This is a genomic window from Spirosoma lacussanchae (assembly GCF_005870035.1).
Classification (GTDB): Bacteria; Bacteroidota; Bacteroidia; order Cytophagales; family Spirosomataceae; genus Spirosoma; species Spirosoma lacussanchae.
Genome location: NZ_SWJG01000003.1, coordinates 282,479 through 298,149, shown reverse-complemented (window position 1 = coordinate 298,149; position 15,671 = coordinate 282,479). Strand labels below are relative to the sequence as shown.

Annotated in this window: 11 protein-coding genes; 5 read left to right on the top strand and 6 right to left on the bottom strand. The window is 58.1% G+C overall.

The features are described 5' to 3' along the window. Positions 1-8 precede the first annotated feature (8 nt). Positions 9-539: a gluconate 2-dehydrogenase subunit 3 family protein gene (locus FBR45_RS14380; protein ID WP_246082247.1), complete on the bottom strand. Its 531-nt coding sequence runs from the start codon at positions 537-539 to the stop codon at positions 9-11. 102 nt (positions 540-641) lie between these two features. Next, a complete protein-coding gene (locus FBR45_RS14375) occupies positions 642-1,232 on the bottom strand; it encodes a hypothetical protein (RefSeq protein ID WP_138503506.1) in 591 nt (196 codons plus the stop codon). Between the two features lie 175 nt (positions 1,233-1,407). On the opposite strand from FBR45_RS14375, the gene prfA reads away from it, so the two are divergent. Both prfA and FBR45_RS14365 read left to right on the top strand, forming a co-directional pair. Further along, a complete protein-coding gene (gene prfA / locus FBR45_RS14370) occupies positions 1,408-2,481 on the top strand; it encodes a peptide chain release factor 1 (RefSeq protein WP_077919517.1) in 1,074 nt (357 codons plus the stop codon). A gap of 528 nt (positions 2,482-3,009) precedes the next feature. Next, positions 3,010-3,399 (top strand): DoxX family protein, encoded by a 390-nt coding sequence (locus FBR45_RS14365; RefSeq protein WP_138503504.1) that lies wholly within the window; start codon positions 3,010-3,012, stop codon positions 3,397-3,399. A gap of 8 nt (positions 3,400-3,407) precedes the next feature. Here the strand turns inward: FBR45_RS14365 and FBR45_RS14360 are convergent, their stop codons facing one another. After that, positions 3,408-4,754, bottom strand: a complete 1,347-nt coding sequence (locus FBR45_RS14360) for a hypothetical protein (protein ID WP_138503502.1) — start codon at positions 4,752-4,754, stop codon at positions 3,408-3,410. Positions 4,755-4,927: 173 nt separating this feature from the next. Here FBR45_RS14360 and FBR45_RS14355 point away from each other — a divergent pair, with 173 nt between their 5' ends. Genes FBR45_RS14355 through FBR45_RS14345 form a run of 3 tightly spaced genes read left to right on the top strand, consistent with a single transcriptional unit; the run spans position 4,928 to position 12,108 of the window. Continuing rightward, positions 4,928-8,074 (top strand): SusC/RagA family TonB-linked outer membrane protein, encoded by a 3,147-nt coding sequence (locus FBR45_RS14355; protein WP_246082246.1) that lies wholly within the window; start codon positions 4,928-4,930, stop codon positions 8,072-8,074. A 30-nt stretch (positions 8,075-8,104) separates the two neighbouring features. Then, on the top strand, positions 8,105-9,589 hold the full coding sequence (locus tag FBR45_RS14350; protein ID WP_138503500.1) for a RagB/SusD family nutrient uptake outer membrane protein: 1,485 nt from the start codon (positions 8,105-8,107) through the stop codon (positions 9,587-9,589). Between the two features lie 38 nt (positions 9,590-9,627). Further along, a complete protein-coding gene (locus FBR45_RS14345) occupies positions 9,628-12,108 on the top strand; it encodes a hypothetical protein (RefSeq protein ID WP_138503498.1) in 2,481 nt (826 codons plus the stop codon). A 124-nt stretch (positions 12,109-12,232) separates the two neighbouring features. Here the strand turns inward: FBR45_RS14345 and FBR45_RS14340 are convergent, their stop codons facing one another. From FBR45_RS14340 to FBR45_RS14330, 3 genes are all read right to left on the bottom strand, one after another. Further along, complete coding sequence (locus FBR45_RS14340) at positions 12,233-12,814, bottom strand: hypothetical protein (protein WP_138503496.1); 582 nt, start codon at positions 12,812-12,814, stop codon at positions 12,233-12,235. A gap of 202 nt (positions 12,815-13,016) precedes the next feature. Beyond that, the gene (locus FBR45_RS14335; RefSeq protein ID WP_138503494.1) at positions 13,017-14,495 is read right to left on the bottom strand and encodes an MBOAT family O-acyltransferase; all 1,479 of its coding nucleotides are present in this window, start codon (positions 14,493-14,495) and stop codon (positions 13,017-13,019) included. Between the two features lie 21 nt (positions 14,496-14,516). Further along, positions 14,517-15,593 (bottom strand): hypothetical protein, encoded by a 1,077-nt coding sequence (locus tag FBR45_RS14330; protein ID WP_138503492.1) that lies wholly within the window; start codon positions 15,591-15,593, stop codon positions 14,517-14,519. Positions 15,594-15,671 lie beyond the last annotated feature (78 nt).

Genomic DNA, 15,671 nt, shown 5'->3' with positions numbered 1-15,671 from the left:
ATCAACGGTTATCGGATAGCGACGGGAGCCGGTACGCAGCCGTAGTAGTGACCCGGTATCAGGGTATAGTTCAGGAATTTCGTCATCACGTACTCGGAGGTGGTATATCCCTGAACGGTCAGGTTTTTGACCAGCGCAAAAAACGCAGTGCGGTCCGGTTCGGCCGATTGCTCAACGGCCGTCAGCAGGGCGGTTCGCTGGCTGGCGTCGCAGTCCTGAAACGAGCGGCTATAGGTTGTCCGGGCAGCGCTCTCCAGAGCATCCAGGCCGGCGCTCAGACTTTGCTGCACCGCGGGTTCGTAACAGTCGGCGACCATTTTCTGCACGAAGTCAGAAACCCCCAGGTCTTTGGCACCGGGCGTATCGGAAGCGGGAATGAGTGTATCGACAAACCCGGTCAGAACAACCGCCTGTACCGGGGTCAGTAGCGGCTGCGCGGCCTGCACCGCAGCGGGTGTCCAGGCGTTGGCCCAGGCGGGTAATACCAGCAAACCGCCGGTGGCCAGCGCCATGTGCCGGAGTGCCACTCGTCTTTCCATACAACGCCACCGGCAAGGGTAAGGAGCCTTGCCGTGTTGTACAAAGTAGTCTATCTTACAGGCCTACTTATCGGCCCGGCACGCGGTTGGGCGTTGCCTGCCTTATCGTTTCTTCTTCGCGGTAGCGCTGGACCGTCTGATTACTTCGCGCTTCGGGAAAGCGATCCGCCAGACGGCGAGGGGTGTTTTCTGACTACCGAAACAGGTTTGGCAGATTATATTCTCCGTCGGTACGGCCGCATTGTATATAAAGAGCGTATCGGAAATTTTCTGAATATTCGATATCTGGGGCAGCTTCTGTTCAGCATTGTAGAGGTAAGCGTCCAGCACTTCGCGCTCTTTAGCGTTCAGTCGCTTGTTCTGCACATCGGCCGCGCTGAGCAGGCTAATCGTAACGCCATACCGCTCTTCAATGGCTCGGGTGCGCGGTAGGTTGGTCAGCTGGCAGAGGCTGGCCCGAGCGGCAGGCTGGGTAGCTTTCTGGAGTTCAGTGGCCAGTTCTTTCTGTACAACGGTACTGATTCGTTCGCCAAAGACATTGACCGTTTCAACCATGTCGGCGTTGGTAATGCGCTTTATTTTCTTGTCGGCCATTTCCTGCTTCAGCTCGTTGGTATACTTCACCCGTTCGGGATCGCAGGCAGACAGGCTACTCAACAAAAAAAGGCCGGTAAGTAAATGAGGGACGTTCATGGGGTTACGCTCGTTTATAGAGTCATAACACGTTCGATAGGTCAACGGTTGCAGCCAAGCCCATACGCCGGAATTTTCGTATTTTTGTCCGTATTTTATCTGTCATCCTCTGGTTACAGCCTGGCAACCCCTGCCTTGTTTTTGTGATCCCTGGTTATGACAACAATCAATCAATATGCTCGATCAGTTAGAAGCCATCAGCGAACGCTTCAATGAAGTAGCTCAGCAAATTGTGCAGCCCGAAGTCGTTTCGGACCAGAAGCGCTTTATGAAGCTGAGCAAAGAATATAAAGACCTCGAAAAAATTGTGACGCAGTACCGGGCTTACACCCAGCTGCTCGAGGAGATCGACAACGCCAAACAAATCGTTGCCACCGAGAAAGACGAAGAGTTCCGGGAGCTGGCCAAAGCCGAGCTGGACGAACTGCTGCCGCGCCGGGAGCCGCTGGAAGAACTGCTGAAGGAGATGCTGATTCCGAAAGACCCGAACGATAGCAAAAACGTGATTCTGGAGGTTCGGGGCGGTACCGGGGGCGATGAAGCCGCCATCTTTGCCGGCGATATTTTCCGGATGTACCAGCGTTTCTGCGAGAAAATGGGCTGGAAAATGACGCTCGTCGACTTCACCGAAGGCACATCGGGTGGTTATAAAGAAATCATTGTCGAGATCGAAGGCGAAGACGTATACGGTAAGCTCAAGTTCGAGTCGGGTGTGCATCGGGTGCAGCGCGTACCGGCTACCGAAACCCAGGGCCGTATCCATACCTCAGCCGCCAGCGTGGCCGTACTGCCCGAGGCCGAAGAGGTCGATATTGATCTGAACATGAACGACATTCGCAAGGACACATTCTGTTCGTCGGGCGCGGGTGGCCAGTCGGTAAACACGACTTACTCGGCGGTTCGGCTTACCCACATCCCAACGGGGCTGGTGGTGCAGTGTCAGGATGAACGCTCGCAGCTCAAAAACTTCGACAAGGCGCTGACCGTTCTGCGTTCACGTCTGTACGAGATCGAGTTACAGAAGCACAACGACGCGATTGCTTCGCAGCGCAAAACGATGGTCGGTAGTGGCGACCGCTCCGACAAAATCCGGACCTACAACTACCCGCAGAGCCGCGTCACCGATCACCGCATCGGCCTGACGGTTTATAACCTGCCCGCCGTCATGGATGGCGACATCGGCGAGTTTATCGAGCAGCTCCGCATCGCCGAGAACGCCGAACGGCTCAAGGAAGGCGCAACGGCGTAGCGGTTTCTCTGTACATTCGGGATCATCCACGGCCCGTCAGGGCCGCAACAGCGCAGCGTCGGTAGCGGACGGTAGCCTCGTTCGGGTATCGGGATTAGCGATGTGCCGTCAGGTACATCACAGCGCAGCGTCGGTAGCAATCGTTCGGGGTCCGCGAATACAATGTGCCGTAGGTACATAACAGGTTAGGTACCTACGGCACCTGTTCACATCCGGAGGGCTTTTCTCTACCGACGCTACGCTGTTTGGGCCCTGACGGGCCATGAATGATTCCGACCCAGATGGGGCTACCGTCCGCTACCGACGCGATGTTGTTTGGGTCCTGACGGGCCTGGTAAACATCCCGATTTTATAAAACAAACCCGATCGGCTCGTGAGCAGGTCGGGTTTGTTTTTGGAACTGTACCGGTCTATGCCTGTCAACTTCCTCGTTGAAAACAAAACGAATCGGAACGGAGTATCTAGTACAATGTATTCCAGACGATTTTTGCGCCGGAGAATACCATACCGAGCAACCAGACACTTCACATGAAAAAGAGCACCGCGAAACATATTGGCCGGATTTTGCTGGGAAGCAATCTGGTTTTTGCCGGCATCAGCCACCTCACCTTTGCCCGGAAAGACTTCCGCGCGCAGGTGCCGGATTGGGTGCCTTTACCCGTAGATGATACCGTAATTTATTCAGGACTGGCCGAAATTGCTCTCGGCACGAGCCTGATTCTGGCCAACGAACAGCAGCAGCAGACGGTAGGCCGGGTAGCAGCTGCTTTTTTTGCGGCTGTCTTTCCGGGCAATATATCCCAGTATGTGAACCGGCGCAGCGCGTTCGGCCTGGATACCGATCGGAAGCGGTTTGTCAGGCTCTTTTTTCAGCCGGTGCTGATCGCCTGGGCGCTGAAGAGTACCGACAACCAGTAGGTATTCTGCTAAAAACTGCCGTCGAATACGGCGCCCGTCTTCAGGTCTTTCAGAGACAGCGAATTGACCGTGCCGATACCGGCAAACCGAATCTTGACACCGTAGACCCGGCGCAGCGGCCTGGTATACCGGGCTTTGTAGACCTCCCGGTTGTTGATAAAAACCACGGCTTCTTTACCGATAACCCGCAACGTCAGCCAGCCGCCCGACCGCAGATCGGCGCCCAGAAAGCTCAGATCGTCCCGCTGTCCGTTTTTCAGAATATCGGAATTCTGAATGTTGATCCAGTGGGCACAACCAGGCCGCATCACCTCGAACATGTGTTGCGACGACTCCCCCCAGACCGTAAGGCCTACCTGCGAGCAGCGAACCCCCGCCCGGTCGGGCGACGATTGCACGTAGGTGGTTAGCTCGAAATTGTCGCCGTCGATGGCTGTAGCGTGGCTGTTGATGAACTCCATAAAAAAAGTGCGGTTCGTGTCGATGCCGGCATGAGCCGCCTGCCGGGCACTCACACTCCGCTTGCCGCTGATAAACAGGCCATCGACCTCGATGGGGTATACCCGGCTGGAGTCGTGCATCATGTTGGCCGTTACCGTCCAGCCCTTGGTTTTCAGGAAAATAGTGGCCGTATCGACATTGACCCCATCCTGCTGTAGAACGGCGAAGTAGCGCCCCGGCCGCTCATAGTAGTGGGTGTGCAGGCTGTCGCTGGCGTTGAGGGTTTCGCGTTTGCCGTCGCCAAACAGAACCGTATAGGTAGCCGACTCGGCAGCCCCCGCTTGCTGGAGCACAAAAACCGCCGAATGGGGATTCTCGCCCAGCGGATTCCGGCAGATAAGCCGGGCGGGCTCGGTGGCGACCGGCCGCGGACGTACGAACCAGAGCACCATCACGCTTCCGAGGATACCTAGCCCTGCCAGCCATGTCCACGACCAGCGCGTCGGTTTCCGGTTCGGAACAACCTCCGGTATCAGGTGCCTGGTCGGTTCGGGCGGGGCCTCGGGTTGTATAAGCTCAACCGAACGCCGGCTGATCTGCCGGGCTTCCCAGTCCTGTACGTCAACGAAATGATCCCAGTCCGGATGCCCGATGTAGGCCGCCAGGGCGTCGCGGGTGGCTTTCTGCGGGTAATAGCGCGCGTCGGTTTTGATTTTTCCGAAGATCCGCTTCAGGGTATTGGGGCTGATGCGTACGTGCGTTTGCCTGAAAAGGATATGACTCAGGTTCACGTAGTCGCTATTGGTCCAGGTCTCGCTGTTGGGTTTGCCGTAGGTTTCGCTCACCCGCCGACAACAGACCTCCAGAAACGCAAACGCGTTGGCTTTTCCAGGTTGTCCATTTTCCGTAATCATACAGGATAAATATCTGTTTATCAGCGAGTTATTTTGTCCATAATTTCGGCTAACAAAATGGGTAAGCTCAGCCCACCCTCTCCATATAATGCAAATTTACCTTTGTATACTCGTACTTGCTGCAACCCCTAAGCCGACCTAAGTAGTACGAAACTTATAAATATCTGAATATTATGCGACAAAAACGTGTACTGTACTGCGTCGTCTCACTGGGCCTATGGGTGCCGCTCCTGGCGCAGGCCCGCCCGGCGGGATCGCCTGCCACCCGCGAAGCTGCCCATCTCGTAACCGGGCTCCGTCCGATCGATACCAGCCCAACCCGGGAACCCGCCCAATCAGCCAGTACCCGTCGGCAACAGACCGATGACCGGATCATTACGGGTACCATCAGCGACGAAAAAGGAATAACGCTACCGGGCGTTAGTGTGCTGCTTAAAGGTACGCAGCGCGGAGCGGTAACCGACACCAAAGGTATGTTTCAGCTGGCAGTACCCGACGGAGCGGCCACGCTGGTGATCAGTTTTGTTGGCTATCTGAGCCAGGAAGTTGCCGTTGGTAGCCAGACAACGATTAGCATTCAACTCGCTCCCGACACCAAAGCACTGGAAGAAGTGGTAGTCGTCGGGTACGGTACCCAGCGGAGAATAGAAACCACCGGAGCCATTGCGTCGGTTAAAGCCGCCGACCTGCTGCAAACGCCCGTGGCCAACGTTGCTCAGGGCTTGCAGGCGCGGGTGGCGGGCGTGCAGATAACCCAGAACTCAGGCGCACCGGGCGGTAACGTCAGCGTCAGGATTCGGGGTACCAACTCGATCAACGGCAGCTCCGAGCCCCTCTATGTGATTGACGGAATTCAGATTGCCAACTCGGGCGGCATTACCGACGTAAGCCCGCTCTCGCAGATCAACCCGAACGATATTGAGTCGATCGAGGTACTGAAAGACGCATCGTCGACGGCCATTTACGGCGCCCGGGCGGCCAACGGCGTCGTGCTGATCACCACCAAACGGGGTAAAGACGGCGCCACGCGGGTCAGCTACGATGGCTACGCGGGCGTACAGCAGGTCAACAAAACCCTCGACGTACTGAACGCGCAGCAGTTTGCCCAGCTCGAGAACGAAGTCTACAAACGGCCTATCTACGCCAATCCCGGCAGCCTCGGCGAAGGTACCGACTGGCAGAATCTGATCTTCCGGCAGGCGCCCATCCAGAGTCACCAGCTTTCGGTCACGGGCGGCAATCAGAAAACCCAGCTAGCGCTGTCGCTGAATTACTTCGATCAGCAGGGCATCATCAAAAACTCAAGCTTTACGCGTTATTCGTTCCGCTCCAACCTCGACCACCGACTCACCGACCGCATCAGGATTGGCACCAGCCTGTATTACGGCTACTCGATCAACAACGGCGTCAACGTGGGCGGTACCGGTTCTGACGTGACCAGCAGCCGCGCGGGTGTGCTCGGTGCCGCTGTAGCTGCCCCGCCGACGCTAACCCCGTACCGGCCCGATGGCAGCGTTTTCCCGTTTCAGGACCAGATGAACGGACAGTATCAGGAAGTAACCAACCCGCTGAACTTTATCATTCCCATCAACCGGCAAACGACCCAGCGCATTCTGGCCAATGTATATATCGACGTTGCCCTATTCAAAGGGTTTACCTACCGCCCCAGCTTCAACGTCGACCTGGGCAACACGCTGGCGGAGTTCTACTCGCCCCTGTCGCTGCTGAGTCAGTCACAGCTGGCCTCGGGGGGCGGCAACGCGTCCAATACGACCTCCTTCGGGCGTACTCTCCTGCACGAAAGCATCTTTACCTACCGCACCCGCCTGGCGCAGGATCATACCCTGACCGCTACGGCCGTACTGGCTACCCAGGCCAACGTAGACCAACGCTATAACCAGACGGCCCAGAACTTCCCCAACGACATCACGACCAACAACTCCGTAGGGCTGGCCGTAACCCAGCGGATCAGCAGCGACAAGAGCAAATCGCGGCTCGACTCGTACCTGGGCCGGATCAACTACGGCTATAAGGACAAATACTTCCTCGATCTGACGGCCCGGGCCGATGGCTCCAGCAAATTTGGCGAGAACAACAAGTACGGTTTCTTTCCGGCCGTTGCCGCGGCCTGGCGCATCGTGGAAGAGCCGTTCATGAAGTCGGTGCCGGTTGTTTCTGACCTGAAACTGCGCGGCAGCTGGGGTATTACCGGCAACGCCGGCGCCATCGACCCCTACAAGTCACTGGCCACAGTAAGTGCTTCGGGGCTGAACTACAACTACAACCATAACCCGGTTACGGGCATTAACCCAACGGCCATTCCGAACCCCGACCTGCAATGGGAGCGCTCGACCCAGGTCGACATCGGCATCGACGTCAGCCTGTTCAACAACCGCCTGTCGCTGGTAGCCGATTACTACAACAAGCGCACGGATAACCTGCTGTTTGAGAAGGTACTGCCTATGTCGTCGGGTTACACGGCGCTGACCGGCAACTTCGGATCGATCCAGAACAAGGGGCTGGAACTGGCGCTCAACGGCCGGATTTTGCCGGGTGGGGGCCGGGGACTTCAGTGGGATGCGTCGGCCAACGTCACCTTCAACCAAAACGAGGTACTGGCCCTCGATGGGGTTCTGGACGAGCTGCCCCGCTCGGCGTTTGCGCTGCTTAAGGTCGGTTACCCCATGGGTCTGTACCGCACCTATATTTTCGATGGTATCAGCCAGACCGGCGAAACCATCGTGCCGGGCTACGACGGCCGGGTGGGTGGTCATAAGGTCAAAGACGTCAACGGCGATGGCACCATTACGGCTGCCGACCAGCTCATTGTCGGTAACGCCCAGCCAAAGGCTATCTTCGGTTTCTCGTCGTCGTTCCGGTACCGGGGTTTTGACCTGAACCTGTTCATGCAGGGCGTACAGGGCAACAAGCTGATGAACCTGTTCCGGTATACCTTCGAAACGGCGCTGGGTCAGCAGAATGTGCTGGCCGGTCTGGCCAACCGCTGGTCGGCAACGAATCCCAGTACCGAGTATGCCAGCGGATTTCAGGGCGGGCGGTTGCCTATTTCGGACCGGTACGTAGAAGATGCCTCGTTTGTACGGCTGAAAAATATCTCGCTCGGCTACACGCTGCCCCGGATCAAAGGCTTCAGCCAGATTCGGCTCTACGTCAGCGCCAACAACGTCTTTACGCTCACCAATTACACGGGTTTCGACCCGGAGGTAAACAACTTCGGCAACGCCACCACCCAGTTTATCGACAACGGTACCTACCCCATTGCCAAGTCGTATCTGGGCGGGTTGCAGGTCACGTTTTAACGAAGCTTTTCACCCGTTCATTCATTGTCCATGAAGAAACATATGCTACTGCTGCTGGCCCTGTCTGGCCTGACCGTCTCGTGCAGCAAACTGGAAGAATCGGTGTATTCGTCCATTTTCACGACCAACTTCTACAAAACGGCCTCCGACGCCGAAGCAGGCATTGCGTCGGTAGCGGGCTCGCTGATCAACCTCTACGGGTTTCCGCTCGTGGCGGTGTCGGATTTTGCCGCCGACCAGGCCTACCCGCGTGCCGTTGTGGGCCGCAACACTATCACCTTGTTTTCGTACGACCCCTATTACACGGCTCAGCGCAATTCGGGGCGTCACGAAACCGAGGGGCCGCAGGGTGTCTGGCGGTTTAGCTACAAAGGCATCGAGAACGCCAACTGGGTCATTGATCGGGTACCCACCATCCAGATGGATCCGCAACGCCGGACCGAGATCGTGGCCGAAGCCTATGCGCTGCGGGCCCTGTACCACTGGACGCTTACCAAAACCTTTAATGAGGTACCGGTAAAAACCCGCCCCAGCACCAGCGAAACCGAAGCCCTCGTCACCAAAAGCCCGCGGGCCGACGTGTACAAACAGATCTACAGCGATCTGGACCAGGCCATTGCCGGTTTGCCGTCGTATTCGGCCAGCCTGGTCAAAGGGCGGCCCTCCAAAGAAGCCATTCAGGGGCTGTATGCCAAGGTAGCGCTGTACAACGAAGACTGGCCCAAAGCCCTGCAGCTGGCGCAGGCCACCATCAACTCGGGCAAGTACGCGCTCCTGCCGAACGTGCTGGACGTGTTCGACGTAGACAAGGAAGACGCAGCCCGGATCGAGAACATGTGGGCCGTTGAGGCCGATCGGGTAACCCCCAGCCGCTGGCTCACCGTGATGGGTATTGCCGGCCCCCGCAACAGCTCCGGTCCCGATTATGCCAAAGTATCGTTCGGCTCCTGGTTTGCGTACCAATCGTTCTTCAACTCGTTTTCGCCCACCGACAAACGGCGTCAGCTGCTGGATACGACCTACCGCGACGTATCGGGCAAACTGGTGCCGCAGCGCGATATTACTCCGGTTACGCCCAAAGGAGTACTGATTCGCAAATACCGCGACCCCAACTCAATAGGCGAAGCCAACAACTGCAACTTCCCGATTATCCGTCTGGCCGATGTATACCTGGTGGCGGCCGAAGCCGAAGCCCGTCAGAACGGTGCCACCGCCCTGGCCTACGGATATATCAACACCGTTCGTCGGCGGGCGGGGCTGCCCGACCTGACGCCGGGCCTGAGTAAGGACGCCTTCGTTGCCGCCGTGTTACAGGAGCGCTCCTGGGAGTTGTTTGCCGAGGCCGACCGCTGGTTTGATCTGACCCGGACCAATACCTTCCTGACCGTGATACCCAAAGCTGTCAACGACGTCTACCCCACCCGGACACCCCAGCCCAAGCACCGCTACTATCCCATTCCGCTGGAAGAGATCCAGGCCAACCCCCGGCTAACTCAGAACGCGGGCTGGGAGTAGCTCCCGTTATCAAACGCTCATTCTCAACTTATTTTTCAATGAAACAGTATATTCTTTCGGCCTGCCTGGCTGGATGGCTGCTGATGCGCCCGGGCGTATCGCTGGCACAGCCCAAAAAACAGCCTTCATTCAGCGGCATCTACCCCCAGCTGGCCATGTATAACAACGAAGGCGAGTGCGGAACAGGAGCCGTTGTTCCCTGGGCAGGCCGGCTCTGGGTAATTACCTACGGCCCGCACCTACCGTTCGGCTCGTCGGACAAACTCTACGAAATAACCCCCGACCGGAAGCAGATTGTGCGGTCAGAAAGTATCGGCGGAACCCCCGCCAACCGGATGATCCACCCCGAGAGTAATCAACTTTTTATTGGCCCGTATGCCATAGACAGCAAAGCCCACGTTCGGGTTATTCCCTACAGCGCCATGCCGGGACGCCATACCGGTAATGCCCGCCACCTGACCGACCCGAAAGACAAGATCTACTACGCCACCATGGAAGAAGGCTTTTACGAAGTAGACGTAAACACCCTGACGCCAACCCTGCTGTACGAAGACGGAAACCTGAAGACCAAAAAAGAGTCGGACGAGTCGAATAACCTGCGAAACAACCTCCTGCCCGGCGCCCATGGCAAGGGTGCCTACTCGGGCCAGGGTGTACTGGTCTACTCGAACAACGGCGAGCCGGGTCCCAAAGCGCTGGCCCAGTTCGACGTAGATGCCGGCTCGCTTTCGGAGTGGAACGGTAAAGACTGGACCGTTGTCCGCCGGAATCAGTTCGTTGAGGTAACGGGCCCCGGGGGTCTTTACGGCAACAAAAACCCCGCTACCGACCCCATCTGGGCTACCGGCTGGGACCATAAGTCGGTGTTGCTGGGCGTACGGGACAGCCAGATCGGATGGCATTTTTTTCGTCTTCCCAAAGCCAGCCATGCCTACGACGGCGCCCACGGCTGGAACACCGAATGGCCCCGCATCCGCGATGTCGGCACGGCCGCTCAACCCGACTATCTGATGACCATGCACGGCATGTTCTGGCGGTTTCCGGGTACATTTAGCGCTACCAGCACGGCCGGCATCAGACCGCGTTCGGCGTATCTGAAAGTCATCGGCGACTACGCCCGCTGGAACGATCAGCTGGTGTTCGGCTGCGACGATTCGGCCCAGAAAGAGTTCCTGAACAAGCGGAAGACCAAAGGCAACCTCGAAGGCCCCGGCCAGTCGAACTCCAACCTCTGGTTTACGCCCCTGACCCTGCCCGATCAGCTCGGCCCCGCTACGGCCGAAGGCGCTGTCTGGCTGAACGAATCCGTCAAGGCCAACGAACCGTCGGAACCGTTTCTGTTTGCAGGCTGGGCCAACCGCTCGGCCTGGGTCCAGAATACCGGCGCCCAGCCGATACAGATCACCTTCGAGGTCGACAAAACCGGTCAGGGTACCTGGACACCCCTGCAAACCGTTACTGTTGGTGCCCGCCAGTCGGCCTACACCGCCTTTGGTACCGACGCCCCCGGCGAATGGATACGGGTCCGATCCGACAAAGCCACCACGCTGTCGGCACAGTTTACGTACTCGGCAACCGATACCCGCAATACCGCTCCCAGGGCGCTGTTTTCGGGACTCAGCTCCGTATCCAGCGCCAGTACGTCGGGCGGTTTGATGTACGGTCTGGGTAACAACCGGCGGGCGCTGGGCCTGGCTGCTCTGTCATACGAGGGTGGGCAGGCTACCGATGTCGGCTATTATGAACTGAATGCCAGTATGCAGCTCGTTCGGAAAGAAGACGCCGGGGTTCTGGACGTGATCAAGGATAAATTCGCCATTCCGAAGCAGGTAGTGACGATCGATGAGTCGAGCGTGCTGATCGTTGATGACAAAGGCCGTCGCTGGCGGCTTCCCCTGGGTCATGCGGCCTATACGCCCCTGACCAACCAGGCGGCCCTCCGCATCTGCCGGGAAGTATCGACCGAGCGCGACCTGCTCAACTGCCACGGCACCTTTTACGAATTACCCGCCGAAAATGCCGACGGCTACGCCAAGATGCGGCCGGTGGCGTCGCATACCCTGCGCATCAACGATTATGCTTCGTACCGGGGCCTGCTCGTTATGACGGGCATCGACCTGAAAGCGGCCGGCAAAAATCCGCACATCATCGTCTCGGACGATAAGAAAGCGGCCGTTTGGGCGGGGGCCATTGATGATCTCTGGCAACTGGGCAAACCCACCGGACAGGGTGGGCCCTGGAAGAACGCATCCGTAAAAGCCGACGAAGCCTCCGATCCGTACCTGATTGGTTTTTATGACCAGCGCAGCCTGCAGCTCTCCCACAAAGCGACCCAGCCCGTAACGATCACGGTCGAAGCCGATCCGGTCGGCACCGGGGTCTGGATGCCGTACAAGTCGTTTACTGTGGCGCCCGGCCAAACCGTCGATTATAAATTTCCGGCCGATTTCCAGGCTCGGTGGGTCCGGTTCAAAGCTGATAAAGCCTGCCAAGCAACCACCCTGCTCCAGTACCGCTAGAGTAGCCGTTTGCGCCAACGCATCGGCCGCGTACTATACAGTTGTAGGTACGCGGCCGATGCGTTAATGACTCGTTATCAACACGGAAAACGCTACAACCTGTCAGCCACCAAACGGGTCAGCCCTACTGTAGCTTAACCTTGAACCGACCATTCCGGAAGCGGGCTGTCGGGGCCGCGTCTGAGTAGGCAGGCCGCGTCGTGTCTCGAACCAGGGTAATCTCGAAGGTACCTTCAACTTCGGCCAGGACAGTATCATAGCGGGTTATGGCCAGCGTGCCGGACTGGGTTGGGCGGGGTTGATACTGATCCTGTATCACATCGCCCCCAATCAAGGTTATGTAACTGGCCCCAACCCGGCCTACAACGGCCGAAGAGCAGGGTTGCGACGGAGTAAAGGTATACTGCCCCACGGCCCGGGGGATACGGTTAAAATTCAGGCTCTGGGTTCCGCAATCGACGCAGAACGCCGGTGCCTGCACCCGCGCCCCTTTCGGATAGGGAGAGCTGCTTGTTATGGATATAGTGAAGGTATTAGCCGCGCAGGGTTCGTTCTGAACGTTCGCCTGCCAGGCCGTGGCCAGCCCGTCCCACGGCTGATCATTCAGCAAAGCACGGGTGTTTGCCCCGAGGTCCGGATTAGGGCCGTCTTTGCCGCACGACATAGCGCCCACCAATATACAACACACCAGTCTGTAGAGTCTCATAGCCCGGTCTTTATCGGAACAGACCCCAACCCGGTCAGAAACGTTGGAACCAGCAGGCGTATCACAAACAAAATCCGGCTCGGGCTGCGTTTGCCCAGACACTATTGACCGGTCACAACCCGATAACCGAACAGGCCCGGCCTGCCGGACAGCTAACCCGCTGAATGGCGTTGACTTACCGGCAACAAGCGCATTGATCCCGTCAGAACTGGAAGTAGATGAACGAACTGCTGCTTTTCTGGCTTAGCACCACCAGCAGTAAAAGCCCTGCCCAGCCTGCGCTCAGCACCCACCACGGCAACCGCTTTGCCTGCTCGGCCACCGACGTGTTCCGCATGAGCCAGTGGCAGCCGACCAGCCCGACCGTTACAACGCCGACCGTCAGCAGGGCGGTGTTGGTCAGCATAGGAGGCCCGTTGCTTATCAGTCCGAACATAGACAGCAGGAGCAGCATAGCCCCGTCGAAGGTAGGCGCCCGAAAAAAGACCCAGGTGATGTTAACCAGAAAGAGCGTCAGCAGTACCAGCCCGAAGCGGGCCAGCGGTGCAGCCAGCGAAGCCGGTACTACTGAAGCCCGGCTAATTACGGCTCCGTCGGCGATGGAGACGGCGGCCTGCCGGTTCGCAAGCCCCTGCCGGATCAGGCGTTCGGCGCACAGAAACAGCCCGTGTAAGGCGCCCCAGACCACAAACGTCCAGGAGGCTCCATGCCAGAGCCCGCCTATGAGCATCGTCACCATCAGATTCACATACGTCCGGACGGGGCCCTTCCGGTTGCCACCGAGCGGAATGTAGAGGTAGTCGCGGAGCCAGGTCGAGAGGGTAATATGCCACCGGCGCCAGAAGTCCTGAAACCCCATGGCCGCGTACGGATACCGGAAGTTGTCGGGCAGTACGAACCCCAGACAAAGCGATACCCCGATGGCGCAAGTCGAGTAGCCCGCAAAATCACAAAAAATCTGCGACGAAAAGGCCAGTACCCCCATCCAGGCATCGAGCGTCTGCACCGGAAACGGCAGCGAGAATATTAGATCAGCCGTATCGGCCAGCAGGCCATCGGCTACGGTCACTTTCATGAACAACCCCAGCGATAGCAGAAACAGCCCCCAGCTTAGTTGCTGAGCAGTGGCCCGGCGCGGGGTTTCGAACTGCGGAATCAGGTCTTCGGGCCGCACAATCGGGCCGGCCACCAGGTGCGGAAAAAAGGTAACGAACAGGGCAAAGTTCAGGAACGACGGCTCGGGCGCGAACTTACGACGGTACACATCGAGCGTGTAGGAAAGCGTGACGAAGGTATAAAACGAAATGCCGACCGGCAGAATGATATCGGGCTGGGCGGCCTGAAACGCAATCCCCATTGCCGACAGCAGGGCCGTAAAGTTGTCGAGCAGGAAACCGCCGTATTTGAAGTAGCTCAGCATACCGAGGTTCAGCACGAGGCTAACCGTCAGCAGGAGTTTTCGGCGCAGGGGGCGCTCTTCTTCCCCAATCAGGCGGGCCATGTAGAAGTCGACCACCGTTGAGAGCCACAGCAGCAGAATAAAGGGCGGGTTCCAGAGGGCGTAGAAGAGATAGCTGGCCAGCAGCAGGATTATTTTCTTCGTCCGCCAGGCCAGCGGCAGGCTATGCAGCCCCAGAACGACCGCGAAGAAGACGATGAATGTGTAGGAGTTGAAGACCATATCAGGAAGAGCGGCTGTGGATTAACGACAGGTAGGAATTGACTGGCTGAGCATGGCCGACAGCGGCTCGCCCAGCGGCCAGCCCGTTTTCCGGGCCACGATCGGAATCAGATCTTCGGTAAACTGAACGGCGTCGGCCGGGGTCAGGTGCGACCATTCGGGGCAGCTGAAACGGGTCAGGGCCGGGTAGTCTTCAAAATAGATGCCGGGCGCCTGGGTGTAGGCCAGCAGCCGATCCCAGTACTGAGCCCGCGGGTAGAGCTTGTTTTCGGCTGCCCGCATGACCCCATCCGATGGGGTTCGGAGAAACAGCACCTGCCCGCCCCGCGCCCGAATCTGCTTGACCGACCGTTTGGTCGCGTCCAAGATAGCCTGCAGGGCCGGGCCCGTAACGGCGTTCGGTGGACTATGGGCGCCCACATCCAGCCAGACGCCTTTTACTTTGTTCTGCAACGCCGTATCGGCCACGAACGCCGGGGTCATAATCGACTGCCGGTTCTGATCAACCACGAAGAACTCACGCGGAAACTGCGGCCCACTCCAGGTGCCGGGCCGGGCGGGCAGCGGCAGCAGGTTCAGCAACGGCCCCAGCGCCAGATTCCGGTCATCGAGGAAGAGCAGACCCGACTCGAGCAGCCGGTTAATCTGGAAGCTGGCCTGCTGCGACAGCGACCAGGTTGGGTAGGCCTTGACCCGTTTGATGGCATCTTTCTCCGGAAAAGACCCGTCTGGCGCGAAGAACAGCATTTCCGTCACGTCGATGATCAGGGTGCCTTTAAAATTCGGGTCGTTACCAAGGTCGGTCAGTACCGGGCGCGGAGAGGTGCCGTCCATCGACAGCTGGATGGGTTTTTCGCCGGTAATTCGTGCCCAGGTCCCCTGGTCGAGGTCGAATTTGATCCGCGACGAGCCGATCAGAACGGGGCGCGTGGGGCTGCTCTCGTACACCTGTCTGCGTTTGCTGGCCCACATGCTTTCATCGTCATTGTAGCCAATGGGCAGGTGCTGGCTCCGCCAGTATAGCTCCCAGCCAGCTACGAAAGCCAGCACCAGGCCGAGCGCCAGCCAGGCCGATTTTGCGTAATTAGGTGTGTTCATTGGAATGCATAGCCATGGTTCATCCCAACCCTCCCATCAGGCCGACGGGAGGATTGAGAAAAGAGGAAGGTAGAATAA

What these genes read in the sequence shown, in the direction of transcription:
- FBR45_RS14380 (WP_246082247.1), bottom strand. Translation starts at nt 539, where the DNA reads ATGGAAAGACGAGTGGCACTCCGGCACATGGCGCTGGCCACCGGCGGT.
- FBR45_RS14375 (WP_138503506.1), bottom strand. Translation starts at nt 1,232, where the DNA reads ATGAACGTCCCTCATTTACTTACCGGCCTTTTTTTGTTGAGTAGCCTG.
- prfA (WP_077919517.1), top strand. Translation starts at nt 1,408, where the DNA reads ATGCTCGATCAGTTAGAAGCCATCAGCGAACGCTTCAATGAAGTAGCT.
- FBR45_RS14365 (WP_138503504.1), top strand. Translation starts at nt 3,010, where the DNA reads ATGAAAAAGAGCACCGCGAAACATATTGGCCGGATTTTGCTGGGAAGC.
- FBR45_RS14360 (WP_138503502.1), bottom strand. Translation starts at nt 4,754, where the DNA reads ATGATTACGGAAAATGGACAACCTGGAAAAGCCAACGCGTTTGCGTTT.
- FBR45_RS14355 (WP_246082246.1), top strand. Translation starts at nt 4,928, where the DNA reads ATGCGACAAAAACGTGTACTGTACTGCGTCGTCTCACTGGGCCTATGG.
- FBR45_RS14350 (WP_138503500.1), top strand. Translation starts at nt 8,105, where the DNA reads ATGAAGAAACATATGCTACTGCTGCTGGCCCTGTCTGGCCTGACCGTC.
- FBR45_RS14345 (WP_138503498.1), top strand. Translation starts at nt 9,628, where the DNA reads ATGAAACAGTATATTCTTTCGGCCTGCCTGGCTGGATGGCTGCTGATG.
- FBR45_RS14340 (WP_138503496.1), bottom strand. Translation starts at nt 12,814, where the DNA reads ATGAGACTCTACAGACTGGTGTGTTGTATATTGGTGGGCGCTATGTCG.
- FBR45_RS14335 (WP_138503494.1), bottom strand. Translation starts at nt 14,495, where the DNA reads ATGGTCTTCAACTCCTACACATTCATCGTCTTCTTCGCGGTCGTTCTG.
- FBR45_RS14330 (WP_138503492.1), bottom strand. Translation starts at nt 15,593, where the DNA reads ATGAACACACCTAATTACGCAAAATCGGCCTGGCTGGCGCTCGGCCTG.